The following is a 20,467-nucleotide window of genomic DNA, read 5'->3' as shown; positions in this document are numbered from 1 at the left end:
CCGGAGCATGAGGCCCGTCCGGCGCACGAGGCCCGTCCGGCGCACGAGGCGCGGCCCGCGCATGAGGCGCGGACGCCACAACCCGCCGGCCCGCAACCCGGAGGCCCCGGGTCGCCGGACCGCCCGGCGTTGCCGCGGCGCAACCGGCAGCAGAGTCTTGCCCCGCAGTTGCGCCGGAGCCGGCCGCGAGCCGAGGAGACCTCCTCCCCCGCGGACGATCCCGACCAGGCCCGCAGCCGGTTCAGCGCCTTCCAGCAGGGCACCCAGCGCGGGCGCGAAGACGACCCAGCCATCACCGACGTCTTTGGAGAGCACCGATGACCGACCCCGCCGCCCAGCTCGACTGGTTGCTCGACGACCTGCTGCAGCAGGTGTCCGGCGCGGACCGTGCCGTCGTGCTGTCCGCCGACGGGCTGATGATGGCCCGCTCCAGCAACGTGTCCGAAGAGGACGCCGAGCACCTGTCCGCGGTCGCTTCGGCGTTCCAGAGCCTGGCGAAGGGCACGGGGCGGCATTTCGGCGGCGGGCAGGTGCGGCAGACCGTGGTGGAGATGGATCACGCGTTCCTGTTCGTCACCGCCGCCGGGTACGGCGCCTGCCTCGCCCTGCTCACCACCGAGGACGCCGACATGGGCCTGATCGCGTACGCGATGAACATGATGGTCAAGCGAGTCGGTGCGGTTCTCAGCACCGCGCCCAGGGTCGAGCAGCACAGTGCGCCATGAGCGGCCGGGAGCGGGGATGGTTCGACGACGACGCGGGGCCGGTCGGCCGGCCCTACACCGTCACGCGCGGCCGGACGCGCACCGACAAGATCGGGCTCGACCTGCTCACGCTCGTGGTCGCGGTGACCTCGAGCGCGGACGCGGCCAGGCTGCCGCCGGAGTACGCCCGGATGGTGCGCCTGTGCCAGCAACCCCTGTCCCTCGCCGAAATCGCCGCGTACGTCGAACTACCGCTGCCGGTGGTCAAGGTGCTGATCGGTGACCTCATCGAGCAGCGGCACGTGATCTTCCGTACCGCCGTACCGCTGGCCCCGGCGGCCGACGAACGCATTCTCCAAGCGGTCCTCGACGGAATCCGCAGACTCTGACAGGACGGCCGAACAACGTGGATTCCACCACCCGAAACGATCAACCGGACACCCGGCCCCGCCGCAATCTCACGGCGACCTCGCTGAAACTGCTCATCGCGGGCGGTTTCGGGGTCGGCAAGACCACCATGGTCGGCTCGGTCAGCGAAGTCAAGCCGCTGCGCACCGAAGAGGCGTTGACCGCCGCGTCCACCGAAGTGGACGATCTGTCCGGGGTGGAACGGAAGACGACCACCACGGTGGCGCTGGACTTCGGCCGCGTCACCATCAGCCCGGACCTGATCCTCTACCTGTTCGGCACGCCGGGCCAGGAGCGATTCTGGTTCATGTGGGACGAACTCGCGGTCGGCGCGCTCGGCGCGGTCGTGCTGGCCGACACCCGGCGGCTGGAAAGTTGTTTCCCCGCCGTGGACTTCTTCGAGCAGCGGGAGCTGCCGTTCGTGGTGGGCGTGAACTGTTTCGACGGCGCCTACAGCTATACCACCGAGGAAGTGCGGTCCGCGCTGGACCTCGGTCCGGACGTGCCGGTGCTGCTGTGCGACGCGCGGGAACGCGAGTCGACGAAAACCGTGCTGGTCACCTTGATCGAGCACGTCATGGCGATCAACCGGCAAGCCACGGACCGGCGATTCTGAACGCGCTTGCCCGGGTACCGGGTGGGCGAGCCCGGCGTAGGTGCCGCGCAGGCGGGGCGGCCCGTCGGGATGGCCGACGGTGAGGCCCCGGACTGATCCGGGCGGCGGTACCGCTCGTGCCCGGCGAGCTCGGCGCGCTGGTCCGGCCGGTCCACCGGCCGGACCGCGAAGTGTCCTTCCGCCAACCGGGTGCACGCGGAACCGCCCGGAGTCCGGCGCCGTCGTAGCGGCGACGCACCGGAGAGGATTCGGGTGAAATGCTCCCGGAGCCGGGTGGTTGTTTGACATACTGCCCGCGTGCGTCACGTTCCCGTGAGCTGACTGAAAACTGGGGGCCGAGAGGTGGATGCGCACCGGTTGCAGGACATGGCCGACGCGAGGCGTCTGGTCAGGGACCTGCGCGAGAAAGAGCCGCACCAGGCGGGAAGAGTGGCCAAGGCGGGCGAGGTCGCCGCGCCGGCCGGCGCCGGTTCGGCGGAGCTGGTCGGGGAGGACGGCGGCCGGATCGAGCTCGACGCCGCGGAGATCGCCGCGGCCGACGCCGAGCTCGCCCGGCGGTCCGACGAGCTGGCCGAGCTGCTGGCACAGGCCAGGGAGCTGGAGGCGCCGCTACGGGACGGCGGTGGGCCGGTGGCGGGCCACCTGCGGAAGGCGTTCGGTGTGCGGGGCTCGGCCGACAGCGGGGTCCAGGCGCTCCTGCGGGACTACCTCGACGAGCTCGACGCGTTGCGCGAGGCGATCCGGCAGGCCCGGGCCGGGCACGAGGCCAACGAGGCGGAGACCGCCGACGCGCTCGCCAGGATCCACGCCGGCACCGACACCAGCCCGAGGGGATGAGATGGGCGCGGAAAGCTTGCCTTACAACAGACATCGCAAGCACCGGTACTACTCGCAGGACCACCTGCCGACCGCGGCGCAGCGCCGGCGCGAGCGCCGCATCCGCCGTGCCCGGGCGGCGAACCAGCGTGAGGCGAGCTTCGGCAAGATCAACTGGGCGGCCTACGAGCACCGGCAGCTCTACGACATGGTCCAGGGCGCGGACCCGGGGACCATGGGTGCCGCCGCGCACCGCTGGGCCCAGCTCGCCCTCGGCGTCGACTCCGCCACGGCCGAGGTCCACCAGACCGTGCAGAAGCTGCTGCTGTCCTGGCGCGGGGGCTCGGCCGTGCGGGCGGCCGAATCGGCGTCGAAGCTGACCGGGTGGGCAGCCGAGGCCAGCTCGTCGATGCGCCAGGTCGGCGAGGGCCTCGACACCTACACCACCGCGGTCGTCGAAGCGCGCAACCGCATGCCGGAACCGGTCTTCAACGCCGCCGAGCGGCACTTCCGCGAGGGCTACGACGTCAACGCCAGCGGCCCGAGCGCGGCCATCCTGGCCGACCAGCTCCTGGACGACCATCTCCCGACGCATCGCGAGGCCGTGCGTGCGAAGGCCGAGGCGGTGCGGGTGATGGAGCAGTACGAGTCGATCAGCAAGGGCGTGCACGACTCGCTGCCCGCGTTCGAGGAGGCGCCCGGGGCCGTGGCCGATCCGTCCGGCGGAGCGCCCGGACGGGGTCTCCCGGGCTCGGACGACGACCGGTCGGCCACGGTGTCGTCGGGTGCGAGTGGCGCGGGCGCCGGTGGTCCGGGCGTGCCGGGCGGTCCGGGCGGTCCGGGCGCCGCCGCGGGATTCGGCGCCGGTTCACTCGCGGGAGCGGGTTCGGGTTTCGGCTCCGCCGGTCCCGATGGCGTGAACGGTGCCGGGCGGGCCACCGGTGGTGGCCTGTCGGCCACCGGCTTCGGCGGGGCCGGGATGGTCACGGGCGGACCGGCCGGAACTTCGGGCGCCCGCGGGGCGAGCGGCACGAGCGGGGCGGGCATGTTCCCCGGCGCCGGGGCGCAGCGGGGCGAGGACGACGCCGAGCACCGCAACCGCTTCACCGAAGGGTCCGGCCTCGACCTGCTCGACGACCTGCCACCGGCCTACCCGCCGGTGCTGGGCGAATAAGCCTGCCGTACCAAGGAAAACCGGGGAGGGACGAGCCGTGGCGCGTCGTATGACCACGGTCGACGGGGTGGTGCTATCGCACCTGGAGTTCGATCTGCTGTGGGAGGACCTGGACCTCGGCACCCCGCCGTACCCGCTTAAGGTCCCGTCGCACGGGCTCACCATGACCGAGCGGGACGAGCTGGGCGGCCAGGTGTTCGAAACGCTGGACCGGGCCGGGCTGATCGACGGCGACCGGGTCGCCGTCGAGCTGGAGGAGCACCTCACGCTGCTGGCCAGGCCGGTGCTTTCGGTGGACGCACTGCTGGTCGGCGAGGTGCCGCTGCGGCTGCTGGCCGCCGCCGGGCGCCGGCACGCCGTGCTGGCGGTGCTGGACCACATCGAACTCGCGCTGCGGCCGATCCCCGCCCGGGACCTCGTGGGCATCGTCACCGACGTGATCGGCGACGTCCCGGCGGGCCCCGGCCAGCCGGTCCGGCTGCCCCGGGAGGTGTTTTCCGAGGCCATGAACTCGTTCGCGGCCAAGGGGCACGACGCGTTCGAATGGACGCTCGCGCAGGCCGGCGTCACCGGGCGCGAAGTCCGGGCACTGTCGACCATCGTCGGCACGCGGCGCAGGTGTTCCGGTCAGCTCGCCGCCAACGGCCCGGGCGGCCGCTCGCCGGTCCTGGCCTGGTTCGACACCGAGGCCGGCCGGTACGGGGTAACGGTCGACGCTGTTCCCGGCGGGCGCCTGGTCACGGTGACACCGGCGGACGGAACCTGGCTGGCGGCCCGGCTCGGGGAGCTTCTCGACCGCGTCCGCTGAGTTTTCCGGTAAGCGCTTCCGGGAAATGGCAAAACCACTACTGTGTCCAGATGAGACTGGGGAATCGCCGGAACTGCGTGGACCGGCGATGCGTCTCACCTGCTGAGTTCGAAACGAAAGGTTCATGAAGGTGGCCTTATGAGCACACTGAAAGCGGACGAGATCGCGCGGCACGCGTACCAGGCGGGCTTCCGGGGCGAAGCACTGACCACGGCGGTCGCCGTCGCCCTTGCCGAGTCCGGCGGGAACACCCGCGCACACAACGGCACCCCGCCCGACAACTCCTACGGGTTGTGGCAGATCAACATGCTCGGTTCGATGGGACCGGCGCGGCGGCACCAGTTCCACCTCGACTCCGACAAGGAACTGTTCGACCCCGACGAAAACGCCAAGGCGGCCTTCGCGATATCGAGTCACGGGAAATCCTTCGGGCCGTGGTCGACCTACACCAACGGCGCCTACAAGAAGCATCTGGCGGAGGCGCGCAAGGCCGCGCACAAGGCGTCCGAGCACCACGGCAAGGGCCACTCCGGTGGCAAGGACGCGGCGAAGCACGGGCACGGCAAGGGCGGGAAGACGGGGCACGGCGACGGGTTCAAGGTCGACCCCGACCAGTTCCACGGCTACACGAAGAAAGTCGACCACGTCGCCGGAGAATTGCGCCAGATCGGTTCCCGCACCGTGCACGGGGTGACCGGAATCGCCAAGGACAGTTTCGGCCAGGTTGGCCGGGAAACCGGATTCTCGGACGCGCTGGGCGATTTCAGCCGGTCCCTGGAAAAGCAGGTCACCGCCATCGGGAAAAACGCCCAGGAGCTCGGTGCGCTGACCAGGAAGGCCGGGACCACCTACCAGGTGCGCGAGGCCGAAACGGTGCAGGATTTCCGGGCCGTCGACATCAAGAGCGTCTTGGGTTAGGCAGGAAGAAATGGATATCTCCACCATCGCCACCCTGTTCGCGGGTGAGCTGAAGACGCACCAGGGAAAGCTGGCGGGCAAGGCGGGCGAGGCGCAGGCCGCGCAGCACGCGCTGGAATCGGCCGCCAAAGCCATCATGGAGCAGCACGACGCCCAGCGGAAGGCCGCCCAGTCGCTGCTGACCCATTGGGAGTCGAAAGCCGCATCCGGGTTCGAGGGCAAGTCCGCGAAGTTCGGGGACGACCTCACCACCACCGCGGAGGCGAGTGCTCGTGGCGCGAAGATCGTCTCCGAGGTCACCAACGCGCTGGCCGCCCGCCACAACACGTCGGGCGCGCTCGTCGACGAGTTCGCCACCTCGGCCCAGAGCCTGCTCAGGGCCGGATTCGCGCTCGCCGGGGTCGCGGTGCCGGGCGTCCTGCTCAAGGCGCTCGGCGAGGTCACCGACCTGGCCGGCAAGTACATCAAGGAATCCGCCGGGAACCTCAAGGACGCGCGTGCCGAAATGGCGGAGGCGGCGCGGAAACTGCGTGCGCTGGAAAAGGACTTGAACCACGACGGCGTCGCCGACCCGGGGCAGGCGCACCACAAGCCGTCCACGCCCGCGGGCAAGGGCAAGGACCACGACAAGAACAAGGGCAAGGGGCACACGGGGACCAAGCCGAGCCACTCGGCGAAGGCCGACAAGATCCTCGAGCACGCCCGCGAGAACCTCGGTTACCACGAGGGACCCAACAACCGGAACAAGTGGGGCCCCACCGGGCAGCCCTGGTGCGCGTATTTCGCCACCTCGATGTGGCGCGAAGCCGGTGTGAACATCCCGAAGTACGGTTTCACCGGAGACGTCTACAAGTGGGGCGAGCGCAACCACCTCGCCTACAGCCGGCACGACCTGGCGAAGCAGGCGCGCCCCGGCGACGCGATCCTGTTCGGTTCCGGTCCGAGCTGGGGCGGCAGCAAGCACATCGGTCTGATCGAGAAGGTCGAAGGCAACAAGATCACCACGATCGAAGGCAATTCGAGTGACCAGGTGATGCGTCACACCTACACGCTGCCCCGCGACGCGAGCATGTTCTACGGAGGGGTGCATCCGAAATGACGATCACCGGAAGTGCCCGGCGCGGCGGAATCACGGTCGAGGTGGCGCCCGGGGGTGCGCTCCGCTTCCTCGATCTGACCCCGGACGCGCTCCGCGGCGGAGGGCCGAGCCTGGCGCGCACCATCCTGGGCCTCGTGCGCGAGGCCGGCGCGCAGGCCAACGAACGGGCCAAGCACGCCATGGCGGACGAACTCGGCGGCCTCGGCGAGGACAAGCTCGCCGCGCTGGGGCTCACCCAGGACGACGCGCTGACCGAGTCGGCGGAGACGACCGAGCCGGAGCGGTGGAGGGTTTGATGGACGACGAGCGCACCATCGACGAGCTGATCGAGATCGCCGCGGAGATCCCGGACAGACTCGGGCTCTCCGCGGGGATGACGCAGCTCCGTGGCACCGTGCGGGGCGAGGGCGTCTCGGTGACGGTGGACGTGCAGGGCATGCTCGTCGGCCTGGAGATCGACGAGCATGCCCTGGCACTCGGCCCGGAGGGCCTGGCCGCGGAAATCTCGCGGCTCAGCGCGGAAGCGGGCACGAAAGTCCTGCAGGCCGGGCTCCGCGCGATCCGGGCCGGGTGCGGGCCCGCGATCGCGGACGCGGTCGGCGATTACCTCGGTATCGAAGAGGACCCCGCCGGGCCCGGACCGGCGGAGTCCGAAGAGGTCAGTGCGCGGCCCGGCCGTGAGGCCCGGCGCCCGGAACCGCCGGACGACGAGGTCGGCGAGTTCGTCCTCGTCCGCGCCTGACCCCGCGAGTCCGGCTTTCCCGACAAGCGAGTCCGGCTTTCGCGACAAGCGAGTCGGGCTTTCGCGACAAGCGAGTCGGGCTTTCGCGACAAGCGAGTCGGGCTCGCACGACAGGGGAGTTCCGGGTTCGGGACAGGTGAGTTCCGGCCGAGATCAACTCGAGTGCCGGAGCCGGACCGCCGTGGCGAGGACCACGGCGGCCAGCCCGGTGAACAGCAGCACCGCGGCCGAGCTCACCGAACCGCCCGCCAGCACCAGATCACCGTGCCGGCCCACGACGAACCCGTCCTGCAGGCACCACGCCAGCAGGGCGGTCGCCAAGGCCGCCAAGGGAGTCGTCAGCGCGGACACCCCCGCCACCGCCAGGGCAAGCGCGGCCAGCGACCAGACCGGATGGCCGGCCGCCCCGGCGGCCACCGCGACCGCGGTCACGGCGATCCCCGCCACGAAACCGAGAGCGAACCCGAACCCGCCAGGCACCGGAGGTGCCGGCAAACGTGACTCGCGCATACCCCCATTCGACCGCCGGGCCGGCCGCGTGCCGCGGCTGCTTGCCACATCCCATGCGCTCCCGGCTCAGGTTTTGACATTTCCTTGACACCTGGGGCTGATCGACGCGCCGGCGAAAACTCAGCGGGGAACGCTGGACAGCCATGCCTGCCAGGCGCCGTGCCGGGTGATGTCCACCCCGGTGGCCGCGGTCACCGGGTCGCACTGGAACCCGAGCACCTGCTCGCCGGTGTCCAGCAGGATCGGGCCGAGCGACATCGGCGCCGGCAACCCGGCCAGGAAGGCGCCCGCGCCCGCGGTCGAGAGCAGCCACCGTTCCCCGCACAGCGTGCCGCCGCCGGAACACCGGAACACTCCGGGTTTCGGCGGATCCGTCGGCAGGACCACCATCCGGTACTCCGGTGCCGTGCGGACCTCACCCGCGAACCGGGCGCCGCACGCGAGGAGTTCGTGGTTGAGGGGCTGGCCGCGCAGGTGGGCGCCGAACACGACGAGTTGGGCCGCGGCCGGCGGGTACGGCATGGCGGCCTGTTCGCCGGTCAGCTGGGCGGCGATGTCGATGCCGACCTGGTCGTCGAAGGCGCGGGTCACCACGCTGACCCCGAACGGGCTGCCATCGGCGGCACCGGCGGGCACCGCGACCGCGGCGAGGTCCAGCAGGTTCACGAAGTTGGTGTAGGTGCCCAGCCGGGTGTTCACGCCAACCGGGTCGGCGCACACCTCGGCGAGGGTGGGATGGCCGGTCGTGGTCGGCAGGAGCAGCGCGTCGAACCCGGCGAGCAGGTCGGCCGCCCGCAGCCTGTACTCGCCCAGCCGTGTCTGGTCGGCGGCCAGCCGGTGCGCGGGCAGCTCGCGCGCGGCGAGGATGATCGCGGCGACGACGACGTCGGCGTCGCCGGGATGGGCGGCGAGGAACTCGCCGACCGCCGCGTACCGTTCGGCGACCAGCGCGCCGCCATAGAGGAGCGTGGCCGCGTCGAGCAACGGCGTGATGTCCACTTCGGACACCTGGCTTCCCGCGGCCCGCAGGCGGTCGACGGCCTCGCCGAACGCGCGCCGCCCGGCCGGAGACAGCGGCGCGAGCCCGCGAGGTTCGGGGACGGCGACCGCGGGCGCCGATCCCGCGCCCAGCCGGATCAGCGAAGGCCATGGCCGGCTGGCGGGATCGGCCGGATCCGGTCCGGTGAGCACCGACAGCACGCGCTGGCCGAGATCGAGGGTGGGGGAGAACACACTCACGCAGTCGTAGGGACGTGCGGCCGGGACCACCCCCGCGGTCGGCACCAGCCCGAGAGTCGGTTTGAGTCCGACAATGCCGTTCAGCGCCGCGGGCACCCGGCCGGAACCGGCGGTGTCCGTGCCGAGCGCGAAGTCGGCGATGCCGAGCGCGACCGCGACCGCCGATCCGGAACTGGACCCACCGGAGATCTTTTCCGGCTGGGTGGCGTGCCGCACCGCGCCGTACGGGCTGCGGGTGCCCACCAGGCCGGTCGCGAACTGGTCGAGGTTCGTCTTGCCCAGCACGATGGCCCCGGCGTCGGCGATCCGCCGCACCGCGGTGGCGCTGACCTCGGGTGTGTAGGCGTAGGCCGGGCAAGCCGCGGTGGTCGGCAGGCCGGCGACGTCGATGTTGTCCTTGACCGCGCACACCAGCCCAGCCAGCGGCAGGTCGGTCCGTGACTCCAGTTCGGCCGCCTCGGCGAGGACTTCCCGCTCGTCGCGCAGGCTGATCCACACCTCCGGACGGCCGGCCTCGGCGATCCGGCGGTACGCCGCGCGCACCCGGGCGGTGGGGGAGAACCCCATCACCATGTCCCTTCCTCCGGGCCGAGCACGGCGACCGGGGTTCCGGGGGCGACCTGCGTGCCCGGTTCGACCAGCAGTTCCACCACCACTCCCGGCGCTGGCGCGGGCACCACCGTCTCGGTTTTCATGGCCTCCAGGGCGAGCAGGGACTGTGCCCGAGCCACGTGGTCGCCCGGCCGGACGTCCACGCGCCACACGGTGGCCGCGAACGGTGCCGTGACCACGGACCCGCCGGGCGGCGCGGACACCCGGGCGGGCGCGGCGAGCACCGGTTCCGGTTCGGGTTTCGGGTCGAACTCGCCCGCCGCCGCCCACGCCCGCCGCTCGGCTTCGAAGGCGGCGGACTGGCGGGACCGGAATTCCGCGATGGAGGCGGCGTTGCGGGCCAGGAACCGCTGGTAGGCGGCCAGCGCGAACTGCCCGTCGGTGATGTCTAGCCGAAGCTGCCCGGCCGCACTGGCGGCGCGCAGGTCCAGCAACTCCTCCGCCGAAACCGGATACCAGGAGATCCGGTCGAAGAAGCGCAGCAGCCAGGGGGAGCCTTCCTCGAAGGACCCCCGCTGGTGCCAGCCGCTCCACACCGGCACGGTGCGGCCCACGAACTGGTAGCCGCCCGGCCCCTCCATCCCGTAGACGCACAGGTAGGCACCGCCGATGCCGACCGAGTTCTCCGCGGTCCACGTCCTGGCCGGGTTGTACTTCGTGGTGACCAGCCGGTGCCGCGGATCGAGCGGCGTCGCCACCGGAGCGCCCAGGTAGACGTCGCCCAGCCCGAGCACCAGGTATTCGGCGCCGAACACGGTCCGGTACACGTCGTCCACACTGGACAGACCGTTGATCCGCCGGATGAACTCGATGTTCCAGGGGCACCACGGCGCGTCCGGGCGAACCCCCGCCATGTAGCGCTGGATGGCTTCGCGGGTGGCCGGGTCGTCCCAGGACAGCGGCAGCCGGACGGTCCGGCTGGGCACCACCAGGTCGCCGGTCGCGGGCAGGTCCGCCTCGACTTCCCGCACCAGGCCGAGCGTCTTGCTCACCGACAGCTGGTCGGGATCGGTGTGCACCTGCAGCGACCGGATGCCGGGCGTGATGTCCAGGATTCCCGGCGCTTCGGCGGTGCGCAGCCGCTCGGCGAGCGCGTGTACCCGCATCCGTAGCGCCAGGTCCAGCCGCATCGGGCCGTACTCGATCAGCAGGTTGTCGTCGCCGCTGCGCCGGTAGGTCACCTCGGGGCGGTCCGCCGTGGCGTCGAGCCGGCCGAGCACGCCGTCGTCGGAGAGCCGGCGCGCGGTGGGTGCCGCGGCCGGATTCCGGCGGAGTTCCCCGGCCTGCTCGGCGTCGACGGGCACGAACCGGACGGTGTCGCCGGGGCGTACCTGCCCGAGCTTCCACCGCTGGCCGGTGACGACCGTGGCCGGGCAGACGAACCCCCCGAGGCTGGGGCCGTCCGGCCCGAGCAGGATCGGCAGGTCGCCGGTGTAGTCCACGGCGCCCACCGAGTACGGGGTGTCGTGGATGTTCGACGGGTGCAGCCCGGCCTCGCCACCGTCCTTTCGTGCCCAGTCCGGCCGCGGCCCGATCAGCCGCACGCCGGTCCGGGCGGAATTGAAATGCACCCGCCAGGTGGCGGCGTAGAAGGTGTCGATGTCCTCACGCGTGAAGAACTCCGGCGCGGCGTGCGGGCCTTCCAGCGCGCCGATCTCCCAGTGCTGCCCGAACACCGGCCGTGCCGGTTCCGGGACTTCGGCGCTCACCGGGGCCTCCGGCGCCTCGCCCGGCGAAAGCACGTCCCCGGCGGCCAGCGTGCGCCCGCCGTGGCCACCGAACTTGCCGAGCGTGAAGGTGGCCTTGCTCCCCAGGAACGCGGGCACGTCCAGCCCGCCCCGGACCAGCACGTAGGTCCGCAGGCCGAGCGTGCTCGGGCCGATGTCCAGTTCCCCGCCCGCGGGGACGGTCACGGGTGTCCACTGTGGAACTGCCGAGCCGTCGACGGTGACCTCGGCCGGGGCGCCCGTGACACACACGACGGTCTCGTGGCTGAACCGCAGCGCCGGAGCGTCCACAGTGCACTCCAGCCCCGGCGCGCCCTCGTCGTTGCCGAGGGCCAGGTTGCCCAGCCGGAACGACAGGTCGTCCATCGGCCCGCTCGGCGGCACGCCGACATGCCAGTAGCCGGTACGGCCCGGCCACTCCTGCACGGTGGTGGCCGTTCCGGCGCGGAGCACGTCGATGCGGGGGTCCGCGTCCGGGACGGCGTCGAGGGTCGCGGTGTCGTGCCCGCCTTCGCGGAACCGGGGATTTCCGGCGGCCGCGCGGAGCTGGCCCAGGTTGGTGCGGATACCGTCGATCCGGGTGTCCACGAGCGCGGCGCCCAGCCGGTCCAGCGCGCCGGCCCGGTCGGCTCCGGTGACGATCACCTTGGCCAGCAACGGGTCGTAGTGGGTGCCGACCTCCGACCCGGTTTCGACCCAGGTGTCGACCCGCGTTTCGGCCGGGAAGCTCACGCCGGTGAGCAGGCCGGTGCTGGGCCGGTACCCCGCGTTCGGGTCCTCGGCGTAGATCCGTGCCTGGATCGCATGCCCGCGCGGGGTGGGCGGAGTGGTGAACATGTGCTTCTCGCCGCAGGCCAGCCGCAACATCCACGCCACCAGGTCGATCCCGTACACGGCTTCGGTCACCGGATGCTCGACCTGCAGGCGGGTGTTGACCTCGAGGAACGCAGCCCGCCCGCGCACGGGGTCGTAGACGAACTCGACGGTGCCCGCCGAGCGGTACGCCACGGATTCGCACAGTGCCACGGCCGAGGCGATCAGCCGGGCCTCGTCGCGCAGCCCTGGTGCCGGGCATTCCTCGACCACCTTCTGGTTGCGTCGCTGCAAGGTGCAGTCGCGCGTGCCGAGCGCGAGCACGCGGCCTTCGCCGTCGCCGAACACCTGGACCTCGACATGCCTGGCCCGCTGGACAAGCTGTTCGAGGAACACGCCGGAGCCGGCGAAACTCCTGGCCGCGATGTTCCGCACCGGCTCCCAGGCCGCGCGGAGTTCGCCGGGCGAGTGGCAGGCGCGCATGCCGATGCCGCCCCCGCCCCTGGTCGCCTTGAGCATCACCGGGTAGCCGATCTCCCCGGCGGCGGCCAGCGCCTCGTCCAGGCCGCCGAGCAAGCCGGTGCCGGGCAGCAACGGCACCCCGGCCGCGACGGCCCGTTCCCGGGCGGTGTGCTTGCCGCCGAACACTTCCAGGTGTTCCGGTGCGGGACCGACGAAGGCGATGCCGGCCGCCTGTGCCGCGCGGGCGAACCCGGCGTCCTCGGCCAGGAACCCGTATCCGGGGTGGATGGCGTCGGCGCCGGTGTCCCGCGCGGCTTGGATGATCGCGCCCGCGTTCAGGTAGCTTTCCGTGGCCGGGGCAGGCCCGAGGCGCACGGCCTCGCCGGCGAGCCGGACGTGCGGCGCGGTGCGATCGGCGTCGGAATACACCGCGACACAAGGGATCCCGAGGTTCCTCGCGCTGCGCAGAACGCGCACGGCGATCTCGCCTCGGTTGGCGACCAGCAGCTTCACCCGGCACCGCCCGGCTCGGTGACCACCATCCGCACCGGCGTGGGGTCGAACCCGTTGCACGGGTTGTTGATCTGCGGGCAGTTCGAGACCAGCACCAGCACGTCGGTCTCCGCGCGCAGCCGCACTTCGAGGCCGGGCGCGGAGATGCCGTCCACGATGCCGAGCGTGCCGTCGGCCTCGACCGGCACGTTCATGTACCAGTTGACGTTGCTGACCAGATCCCGCTTGCCCAGACCCCACCGAGCGCCCTCCACGAGGAAGTTCTCCACGCAGGCATGCTGGTGACGGGTGTGCTGGCCGTACCGCAGGGTGTTGGATTCCTTGCCGCAGGCGCCGCCGATCGTGTCGTGCCTGCCGCAGGTGTCGGCCACGACGGTCATCAGCGGCTCGCCCTCCCCGGTGCGCAGCACGCTTCCGGTGGTGAGGAAGATGTTGCGCTGGGCGGCGATGGTGGCCGCCGCGCTGTACCGCTTGGCCGTGTCGGCGGCCTGGTAGGCGAGGAAGTCGACGGCCTGGTTGCCGCCGAGGTCGATGATGGCGAGTGTCTGTCCTTTTCCGACGACCGTGGAGAACGGCGCCCGCGCCGGGACCTCGACCTCGGCGATGACTCGTGGTGCGGTCACGGCGGATGTCATGAAATCCCCCTGGCGTTGAGATGGTCGGCGGTGTTCTCGAAGGCCCGCCGCGTCTCCGGCGAAGAAGTCCATTCAGGACTGTCCGGAGTGGACGGAGTCGAGCGCCAGGCGAGCACGCGAACCGGGGTAACGGTGTAGTCCGGGCGTGGATCCAGCGGGTGCGGCACGTTCGCGATCAGCACGATCAGCGGCAGCTCCGCCCGCAGGGTCACCGAGGCGCCCGCACCCGAGGAGCCGGTGAACTCCAGGCCGCCGTCGGTGTTCACCCGGACGCCTTGGAACAGCGAAAGACTGGGCGGCAGGTCTCGCGGGCCCAGCCCGTGCTTGGCCGCGGCGAGGGTGAACAGGCCCAGCCCGGCGGGCGAGGGTCCGTGCGGGCTGCCGTCGCCGTAGCGCTCGGCGTTGCCCGCGATCGTCGAGGTGCCGCACAGCGTGTCGTGACGGCCGGAGTCGTCCGCGACGATCGTCGCGAGCACCCTGGCCTGGTCGGACAGCAGGGCCATCGAGGCGCCGAGGTAGGCGTTCCACTGGACCTTGACCGTGTCGGCCACGTTCAGCCGCTCCCACGGCGCGTCCGCGTGGTACAGCAGGAGATGGGCGCAGGCGTCTCCGCGCAGGTCGGTGAGCTGGAGTTCGCTGCCCCGCGCGAGGACCTTGTGCGTGTACCCGCCGCCGGCCACGGTCTCCGCCCAGGTCAGCCGCCCGGCTTCGACGCCGTCAGGAGGCTCGGGCCATTCGCTGGCCGGAATCGTCGGCATGGTCTCCACGACCGTGCCCGCCTGGGCCCTCGCGTGGTCGCGGGCGCCGTAGGTGGTCGAGGTGTTCACGGGAGCGCTCCTTCCACAGCCTCCTCGACGGTGCCGGCCGGTTCGGTGCCGCGCACGCGGAGCCGGCACAGCCAGCCGATCAGCAGCGCGGCGGCGACGAACTCGACCGGGAACAGCAGCATCGCGAGCGATCCGGTGCCGCCGAGGTCGTAGATCTCCGCGCGTGGCCAGGCGATGTTGACGATCATCACCAGCCCGTAGCCGACCGCGGCGACGTTGACCGGTACCGACCAGCGGCCGAGCGAGAACCAGCCGGGCCGGGCGGCGGGCAGGCTTCCGCGCAGGCGCTTGACCAGCAGCGGAGCGGTCACCAGCAGGTAGGCCAGGTACACCACGACCACCGAGGTCGCGGTGATGGTGGAAAACAGCGTCGGGTTGCCGAGGTTGAGCAACAGCAGCGCGATCGCCAGGACGCCGGAGGCGATGGCCGGGGCGATCGGCGTGCCGGTGCGGGGGTTGACCTTGGCCAGCCGGTGCGAGAACGGCAGCGCGCCGTCGCGGGCCATCGAATAGAACAGCCGGATGGTGCCGGTCTGGATGGTCAGGGTGCAGACCACCACGGCCACCGCGACATCGGCCAGGAAGATCCGGCCGAAGGTCTCGCCGAACACCGAGGTGATCACGTACGGCAGGCCCTGGGTCGCCAGCCGGCCGTCGGTGAGGCTGGGCGCGGCCATCAGCGCGAGCAGCACCACCACCAGCCCGCCGAGGCCGGAGATCAGCAGTGCGCGCAGGACGGCCCGGGGCGCGGCCCGGCGCGCGTTCTTGGTCTCTTCGGAGACGGAGGCGGCCGTGTCGAAGCCGTAGAGCACATAGGCGGCGGCCAGTGCCGACGCGAGCAGTGCCCCGATGCCGGTGCCGGAAGTCCCGTCCGTGGCCGGGATGTCGTGCACGACCACCTGTGGTCCCCGGACCGCGAAGGTGATCAGGCCGCCGATCAGCACCACGACTCCGGTCAGTTCGGCCGCGACGCCGACGTCGTTGATGCGCGCCATCAGCCGGACGCCGAGGGCGTTGACGGCGGTGGTGAGGACCAGCAATATCGCGCCGAGCAGCGCCGCGTTGCTCGCGCCGGTCGCCGACGTGACCGACGGGTCACCGCCGACGAGCTGGAAGCCGCTCCACACCGACGGAAGCACGACCTGCAGCGCGATGGCGGCCGCGGCGAGCGCGACAACACAGCCGAGCAGCATCATCCAGCCCGCGAGCCAGCCGCGAGGGCCCCCGACGAGCTGCTTGGCCCACTGGTAGACCGAACCGGCGAGGGGATAGCGGGAGGCCAGTTCGGCGAAGTTGAGCGCGACCATCAGCTGGCCGGCCAGCACGACCGGCCACGTCCAGAAGAACAGCGTGCCGCCGAACGAGTAGCCGAAGCCGAACAGCTGGAAGACGGTGGTGAGGATCGAGACGAAGGAGAACCCGGCGGCGAAGGCCGAGAAGCCGCCGAGGCTGCGTCGCAGCTCTTGGCGGTAGCCGAACTCGGCGAGGTCCCCGGTTGGTTCCTGGGTGGTGGGTACGGCCATGACGACTCCCGTCCGTGCAGGTCAGGGAATTTCGGTCGGTTGACCGAAATTAGGTCCGGCGTGCGACGGGGCCGTCTCCCGTTCGTAAGCGTGTGGTGAACAGGGCCGGCGCCGTGTTACGGGATGCCGGTGCCGCCCGTAACGTCGGCGGGCTGGCAGGATCGGGGAGTGAGCAGCAGTGCGGGGCGGCCGCGGGCGACCGGAGCCGCGGCGAGCAGCGAGGATGCCAGGCAGGCGGTCCTGGACGCGGCGGCCGAGCTGTTCACCACCACCGGCTACGCGGCGACCAGCACCCGCGCGATCGCCGAACGGGCCGGCCTGCGGCAGGCGTCGCTGTACTACCACTTCCCGGCCAAGGAGGACATCCTCTGCTCGCTCCTGGCCGAGACCGTGCGCCCATCGCTGGAGGTGGCCCGCCACCTCCTCGGCCTGCGGGCCGAGGCCGGCGCGCGGCTGTGGGCGCTGGCCTGTTCCGACATCCGGCTGCTCGGCACGGCCCGCCACAACCTCGGCGCGCTGTACTTGCTGCCCGAGGTCGCTTCGCCCGGCCTGACGGTGTTCCGGACCGAGCGCGCCGAGCTGAAAGACGCCTACCGCGCGCTCATCGGCGGGATTCCGGACCATGCTCCCCTCGGCACCCGCACCGACCTCGTGTTCGGGCTGGTGGAGAGCATCGCCGTGGTGCGCCGGGACGAGCCGGCGCTGGACGTGGAAGCCCACGCCCGCTACGGCGCCGACGGCGTCCTCCGCCTGGCCGGCGCTCCCGCTCCCCACGACGCCTTCCGCACCCGCGCCCTCGCCCTACTGCCCTGGTGACCACGCGAGTCCGGCTTTCGCTCGGGGCGAGTCGGGCTTTCGCGCCACGCGAGTCGGGCTTTCGCGAGGGGTGAGTCGGGCTTTCGCGAGGGGCGAGTCGGGCTTTCGCGCCACGCGAGTCGGGCTTTCGGGAGGGGTGAGTCGGGCTTTCGGGGCCCGGTCGGCCCCGAGGGGCCGGCCACCGTCGGTCGTGCCCGCGCCGGTCAACCGTCCACCTTGGACACTGTGTGCCGTGACCGCCGGGGAGACCGCGGCATGACCGGGCTCGCTTCCCCCACGGCGCCCGCACACCCGTTCAGGCGTGGGTGGAACGCCGACGGTCACGGTCGTCGGGAAGGTGATGGTCGCGCGATCGTCCGGACGGAGGAGTGGTCGTGCGGCCGGATGCGTTCCGTCGCGAGCGCTGTGGACTGCCCGGGGGACGCTGCTCGTCCTTGCCGGGGATTCGGCCGCCGCGGCTCCGGTCAGCGCTGATTTGGTGGCACGATGGTTCTCGTCTCCCTCCGGACCGGGAAACGAATCGCAGTTCGTCAGGCCGGAGGTAGTCATGCGCATCATGTACGACTCGGTCGATCCGGGCGCCATTCCCGCCGACGCGCGTCTGGTCGCGGGCTATGTCAACGGCCGATGGAAATGGCCGGTTACGGGCTGGGCGCGCTTCCCGGACGCGGTGAAGGTCACCATCGCCACCCAGGCCTCGGTCGACGACGGGGTCGTGCTCGACGTGGAACCGGGTGCCGCGAGCCCCGCCGAGGCCTTGGGGTGGGTGCGCAGGCGGCGGGCCGCGGGCGTGGACCCGACCGTCTACTGCAACCTCACCTCGTGGCCCGTCGTGCGGGCCGCGTTCACCTCCGCCGGGGTGGCCCAGCCGCACTACTGGGTGGCCCGCTACGACAACGTGCCCGCGATTCCCGCCGGGGCGGTAGCCAAGCAGTACAGCGACCCGGCCACCTCGGGCGGGCACTTCGACCTTTCGGCCGTGGCCGGCTACTGGCCCGGCGTCGACCCGCCACCGGTCGCCCCGGGAGGGGACCGTGTAAACGACGAGGAGGCCATCATGCTCGTTCCCGCTGGAGTCAACGAACACCTCGTGCTGCCGTGCGCCGGCCGTCCGCTGTTCTTCTACCTTTTCGCCGCGTATGGCAGGAAAATCCGCGTCCACCAGATCGACTACGTCATGGCCACCGGAGACGCCGACCGGTTCGTTCCGGGCGCCGGGTTCGACTCGGGCGACCACGGCACCGGCATCGGTGGCACCCCCTGGATCTGGGACTCGGACAAACCGGGCCCGGTGCCCATCCCCCGTGACTCGGATGGCAACCAGCCGGCGGGCGTGGTGATCCGCTACACCGCCGACCACGCCTTCACCGCCTATTGCGGCTGACCCCTGCACCGGGCCGGGCGGGAGGATCAGGTGCGGCGATCTGCCGCGCAGATCGCACACGATTGCCGGAACATCGCCGGGCTCCAGCGGCCCGATCGCGCCTCGCGGTCGTACTCGCTCGCGGGGACCGATCGGGGGTGCGGCTACATGCACATGGGTGAAACGGTGACGGCAGCTCTGCGAGGATCACTGGTCACGCCAGCGCGCCAGCAGCCGGTCAACGCACCTCGGCCTGCGGAACCGCGGACATCCGCCGGGTGAGCAAAGAACGCATTCCGTGCCGCCCCGGTAATGGAGGTGGGCGCTGCGGTCGTGACCGCACCGGCACAGGTCGCGCCGGGTCAGGTTGGTCATGACAGGAGCCCTTACCAACAGCTTTGCCAACGAGGGTCCAGATCAGACCAGCATAGCGCCCATCCCCTGCGCCGTCCCGGCCCGAATTCAATTCGCGTTTCCCCTCCCGCCGCAGGTCCCACTACCATCGGCAAGGGTGATCGCGCTGGCCCATTCCCGCAGGCGTTCAAGGCTGCTGGGCATCGCCATCGGCACATTGCTCGGTGCACTGGCGACGAGTTCCTGCGCCCTCCCGTCCCCACATACCCCCACCGCTTCCGCCGGGGGGATGACGCTCACCTGGTCCGACGAGTTCGACGGGCCCGCCGGCAGCCCGCCGTCCCCCGACCGCTGGCGCGCGGAGACGGGCGGTGGAGGTTGGGGCAACCGGGAGTTGGAGTACTACACCGGCGGCACCGCGAACGCGGCACTGGACGGCGACGGGCGCTTGATCATCAGCGCGCGCGATGACGACGCGTCCGGCTACCCGTGCTGGTACGGCGCCTGCCGGTACACCTCTGGCCGCCTGACGACCGCGGGCAAGTTCGCCCAGGAATACGGCCGCTTCGAGATCCGCGCCAGGGTTCCGGCCGGGCAGGGGCTGTGGCCCGCGTTGTGGATGCTCGGCGCGGAGGGCGGCAACTACCCGAGAAACGGCGAAATCGATATCGCGGAAGTGATCGGGGGTGGCGAGGACACTCAGCACATGAGCCTGCACGGCCCGGGTGTCGACCTGACCGGCAACTACGCCCTGCCCGCTGGTCAGTCGCTCGCTGACGGGGACCACACCTACGCGATCGACTGGGGGCCGTCGGGGGTCGTCTGGTCGCTCGACGGGAGGGCCGTGCAGAACCTCACCGAATCCGACATCGGTGGCGGCGCCGGTATCTTCGACCACCCGTTCTACGTGATGATCAACCTGGCCGTCGGCGGGAACTGGCCAGGTCCGCCCGGCGCCTCCACCCGGTTCCCCGCGCAACTCCAGGTCGACTACGTGCGTGTGTATCGCGGTCCGCCGGCCAATCTCGCCGGCCGGATCACCGGGGCGGACGGCAGGTGCGTGGATGGTGGCCCGGCGACGGACGGGAAGGGCTCCGTCGAGTTGCGCGACTGTGCCGGGAACAGTGCCCAGACCTGGACGGTCGGCAGCGGCGGCGCCATCAGCGCGCTGGGTGAATGCCTGGACGGCAGCGGTGGGACCGGCGCGACGGTCGGCTTGCGCGCGTGCGGCGGCGTCGACGCCCAGCGGTGGCGCGTGGACTCGTCCGGCCGGCTGGTCAACGCGCGGACCGGCGACTGCCTCACTGGGCCCGAGCCGAACACCGACGTCGCGGCGTTGCTCTGGCTCCGTGCCTGTACGCCGGATGCCACCCAGCGTTGGAAGGTCGTCACGCCCGACTCCTGACGAGGGCGACACGACCCGGTCTCATCGAGGTAACGAACAACCCCTTCGGCTGAGTTCGTCGAACGAAACAGCCGTTGCGTCAGGTGACAGCACGGCAACTGGTCGAAATGAACCGGGCGAACGGTGTTCTCCGTTGGTCACCGGATTGCTACGCGACGAATCCGGGACTGGTGTGCCGCTTCCCGCTCATCGTCCCGAGTGGACGACGGGCGCCACGAAAACGGGGATTTCGATCTTTTCGCGTGATTAATGCCCGAAATCGCCGGTGCTCACCTGAATTCCCGGCGGTGACGATGGAAGATCAATTATTTCCGTAACAAGGGGGAATTGCTCCTCGACACATGGAGCATTGGCTTTCTCCGTCGGGTCGTCCGCCGGTGGCG

General features: G+C 71.3%; 19 protein-coding genes and 1 pseudogene. 14 read left to right on the top strand and 6 right to left on the bottom strand.

Annotation, left to right across the window (positions count from 1 at the left end; translation table 11 throughout):
* The 11 genes and pseudogenes from VJT49_RS11420 to VJT49_RS11370 form a co-directional block, all read left to right on the top strand.
* A pseudogene (locus VJT49_RS11420) lies at nucleotides 1–321 on the top strand (histidine kinase); the annotation flags it as partial.
* A complete protein-coding gene (locus VJT49_RS11415; protein ID WP_324164731.1) occupies nucleotides 318–725 on the top strand; it encodes a roadblock/LC7 domain-containing protein in 408 nt (135 codons plus the stop codon). The pseudogene VJT49_RS11420 and the gene VJT49_RS11415, both read left to right, overlap by 4 nt.
* A complete protein-coding gene (locus VJT49_RS11410) occupies nucleotides 722–1,093 on the top strand; it encodes a DUF742 domain-containing protein (protein WP_324164730.1) in 372 nt (123 codons plus the stop codon). The genes VJT49_RS11415 and VJT49_RS11410 overlap by 4 nt, the downstream gene beginning before the upstream one ends.
* A gap of 17 nt (nucleotides 1,094–1,110) precedes the next feature.
* Nucleotides 1,111–1,728 (top strand): ATP/GTP-binding protein, encoded by a 618-nt coding sequence (locus tag VJT49_RS11405; RefSeq protein WP_324164729.1) that lies wholly within the window; start codon nucleotides 1,111–1,113, stop codon nucleotides 1,726–1,728.
* 366 nt (nucleotides 1,729–2,094) lie between these two features.
* Nucleotides 2,095–2,565, top strand: a complete 471-nt coding sequence (locus tag VJT49_RS11400) for a hypothetical protein (protein WP_324164728.1) — start codon at nucleotides 2,095–2,097, stop codon at nucleotides 2,563–2,565.
* Nucleotide 2,566: 1 nt separating this feature from the next.
* Nucleotides 2,567–3,718: a PPE domain-containing protein gene (locus VJT49_RS11395; protein ID WP_324164727.1), complete on the top strand. Its 1,152-nt coding sequence runs from the start codon at nucleotides 2,567–2,569 to the stop codon at nucleotides 3,716–3,718.
* A 37-nt stretch (nucleotides 3,719–3,755) separates the two neighbouring features.
* A complete protein-coding gene (locus tag VJT49_RS11390) occupies nucleotides 3,756–4,526 on the top strand; it encodes an ESX secretion-associated protein EspG (RefSeq protein WP_324164726.1) in 771 nt (256 codons plus the stop codon).
* A 138-nt stretch (nucleotides 4,527–4,664) separates the two neighbouring features.
* Entirely contained in the window at nucleotides 4,665–5,444 is a 780-nt protein-coding gene (locus tag VJT49_RS11385; RefSeq protein ID WP_324164725.1) for a transglycosylase SLT domain-containing protein, read from the top strand.
* A gap of 10 nt (nucleotides 5,445–5,454) precedes the next feature.
* Nucleotides 5,455–6,543: a CHAP domain-containing protein gene (locus VJT49_RS11380; protein ID WP_324164724.1), complete on the top strand. Its 1,089-nt coding sequence runs from the start codon at nucleotides 5,455–5,457 to the stop codon at nucleotides 6,541–6,543.
* Complete coding sequence (locus tag VJT49_RS11375) at nucleotides 6,540–6,839, top strand: YbaB/EbfC family nucleoid-associated protein (protein WP_324164723.1); 300 nt, start codon at nucleotides 6,540–6,542, stop codon at nucleotides 6,837–6,839. The genes VJT49_RS11380 and VJT49_RS11375 overlap by 4 nt, the downstream gene beginning before the upstream one ends.
* A complete protein-coding gene (locus tag VJT49_RS11370) occupies nucleotides 6,839–7,285 on the top strand; it encodes a hypothetical protein (RefSeq protein WP_324164722.1) in 447 nt (148 codons plus the stop codon). Before VJT49_RS11375 ends, VJT49_RS11370 begins: the two co-directional genes overlap by 1 nt.
* Before the next feature lie 153 nt (nucleotides 7,286–7,438).
* Here the strand turns inward: VJT49_RS11370 and VJT49_RS11365 are convergent, their stop codons facing one another.
* The 6 genes from VJT49_RS11365 to VJT49_RS11340 all read right to left on the bottom strand — a co-directional run bounded on the left by VJT49_RS11365 (nucleotide 7,439) and on the right by VJT49_RS11340 (nucleotide 16,146).
* On the bottom strand, nucleotides 7,439–7,795 hold the full coding sequence (locus VJT49_RS11365; protein ID WP_324164721.1) for a hypothetical protein: 357 nt from the start codon (nucleotides 7,793–7,795) through the stop codon (nucleotides 7,439–7,441).
* Nucleotides 7,796–7,915: 120 nt separating this feature from the next.
* Nucleotides 7,916–9,601, bottom strand: a complete 1,686-nt coding sequence (gene atzF, locus VJT49_RS11360) for an allophanate hydrolase (RefSeq protein WP_414635913.1) — start codon at nucleotides 9,599–9,601, stop codon at nucleotides 7,916–7,918.
* Nucleotides 9,601–13,161 carry an urea carboxylase gene (gene uca / locus VJT49_RS11355; RefSeq protein WP_324164719.1) on the bottom strand — a complete coding sequence of 1,187 codons (3,561 nt, stop codon included), beginning with the start codon at nucleotides 13,159–13,161 and terminating at the stop codon, nucleotides 9,601–9,603. Before uca ends, atzF begins: the two co-directional genes overlap by 1 nt.
* The gene (locus VJT49_RS11350; RefSeq protein WP_414635911.1) at nucleotides 13,158–13,796 is read right to left on the bottom strand and encodes an urea amidolyase associated protein UAAP2; all 639 of its coding nucleotides are present in this window, start codon (nucleotides 13,794–13,796) and stop codon (nucleotides 13,158–13,160) included. Before VJT49_RS11350 ends, uca begins: the two co-directional genes overlap by 4 nt.
* The gene (locus tag VJT49_RS11345; RefSeq protein WP_324164717.1) at nucleotides 13,793–14,623 is read right to left on the bottom strand and encodes an urea amidolyase associated protein UAAP1; all 831 of its coding nucleotides are present in this window, start codon (nucleotides 14,621–14,623) and stop codon (nucleotides 13,793–13,795) included. The genes VJT49_RS11350 and VJT49_RS11345 overlap by 4 nt, the downstream gene beginning before the upstream one ends.
* The gene (locus tag VJT49_RS11340) at nucleotides 14,620–16,146 is read right to left on the bottom strand and encodes an amino acid permease (RefSeq protein WP_324164716.1); all 1,527 of its coding nucleotides are present in this window, start codon (nucleotides 16,144–16,146) and stop codon (nucleotides 14,620–14,622) included. Before VJT49_RS11340 ends, VJT49_RS11345 begins: the two co-directional genes overlap by 4 nt.
* A gap of 168 nt (nucleotides 16,147–16,314) precedes the next feature.
* Here VJT49_RS11340 and VJT49_RS11335 point away from each other — a divergent pair, with 168 nt between their 5' ends.
* The 3 genes from VJT49_RS11335 (at nucleotide 16,315) to VJT49_RS11325 (ending at nucleotide 20,084) form a co-directional block, all read left to right on the top strand.
* Nucleotides 16,315–16,962: a helix-turn-helix domain-containing protein gene (locus VJT49_RS11335; RefSeq protein WP_324164715.1), complete on the top strand. Its 648-nt coding sequence runs from the start codon at nucleotides 16,315–16,317 to the stop codon at nucleotides 16,960–16,962.
* A gap of 547 nt (nucleotides 16,963–17,509) precedes the next feature.
* Nucleotides 17,510–18,346: a hypothetical protein gene (locus VJT49_RS11330; RefSeq protein WP_324164714.1), complete on the top strand. Its 837-nt coding sequence runs from the start codon at nucleotides 17,510–17,512 to the stop codon at nucleotides 18,344–18,346.
* Between the two features lie 490 nt (nucleotides 18,347–18,836).
* On the top strand, nucleotides 18,837–20,084 hold the full coding sequence (locus VJT49_RS11325; RefSeq protein WP_324164713.1) for a family 16 glycosylhydrolase: 1,248 nt from the start codon (nucleotides 18,837–18,839) through the stop codon (nucleotides 20,082–20,084).
* The last annotated feature ends 383 nt before the right edge of the window (nucleotides 20,085–20,467 follow it).

Source organism: Amycolatopsis sp., assembly GCF_035276945.1.
Lineage (GTDB): Bacteria > Actinomycetota > Actinomycetes > Mycobacteriales > Pseudonocardiaceae > Amycolatopsis_E.
This window is presented reverse-complemented; position numbering and strand designations above follow the sequence as displayed.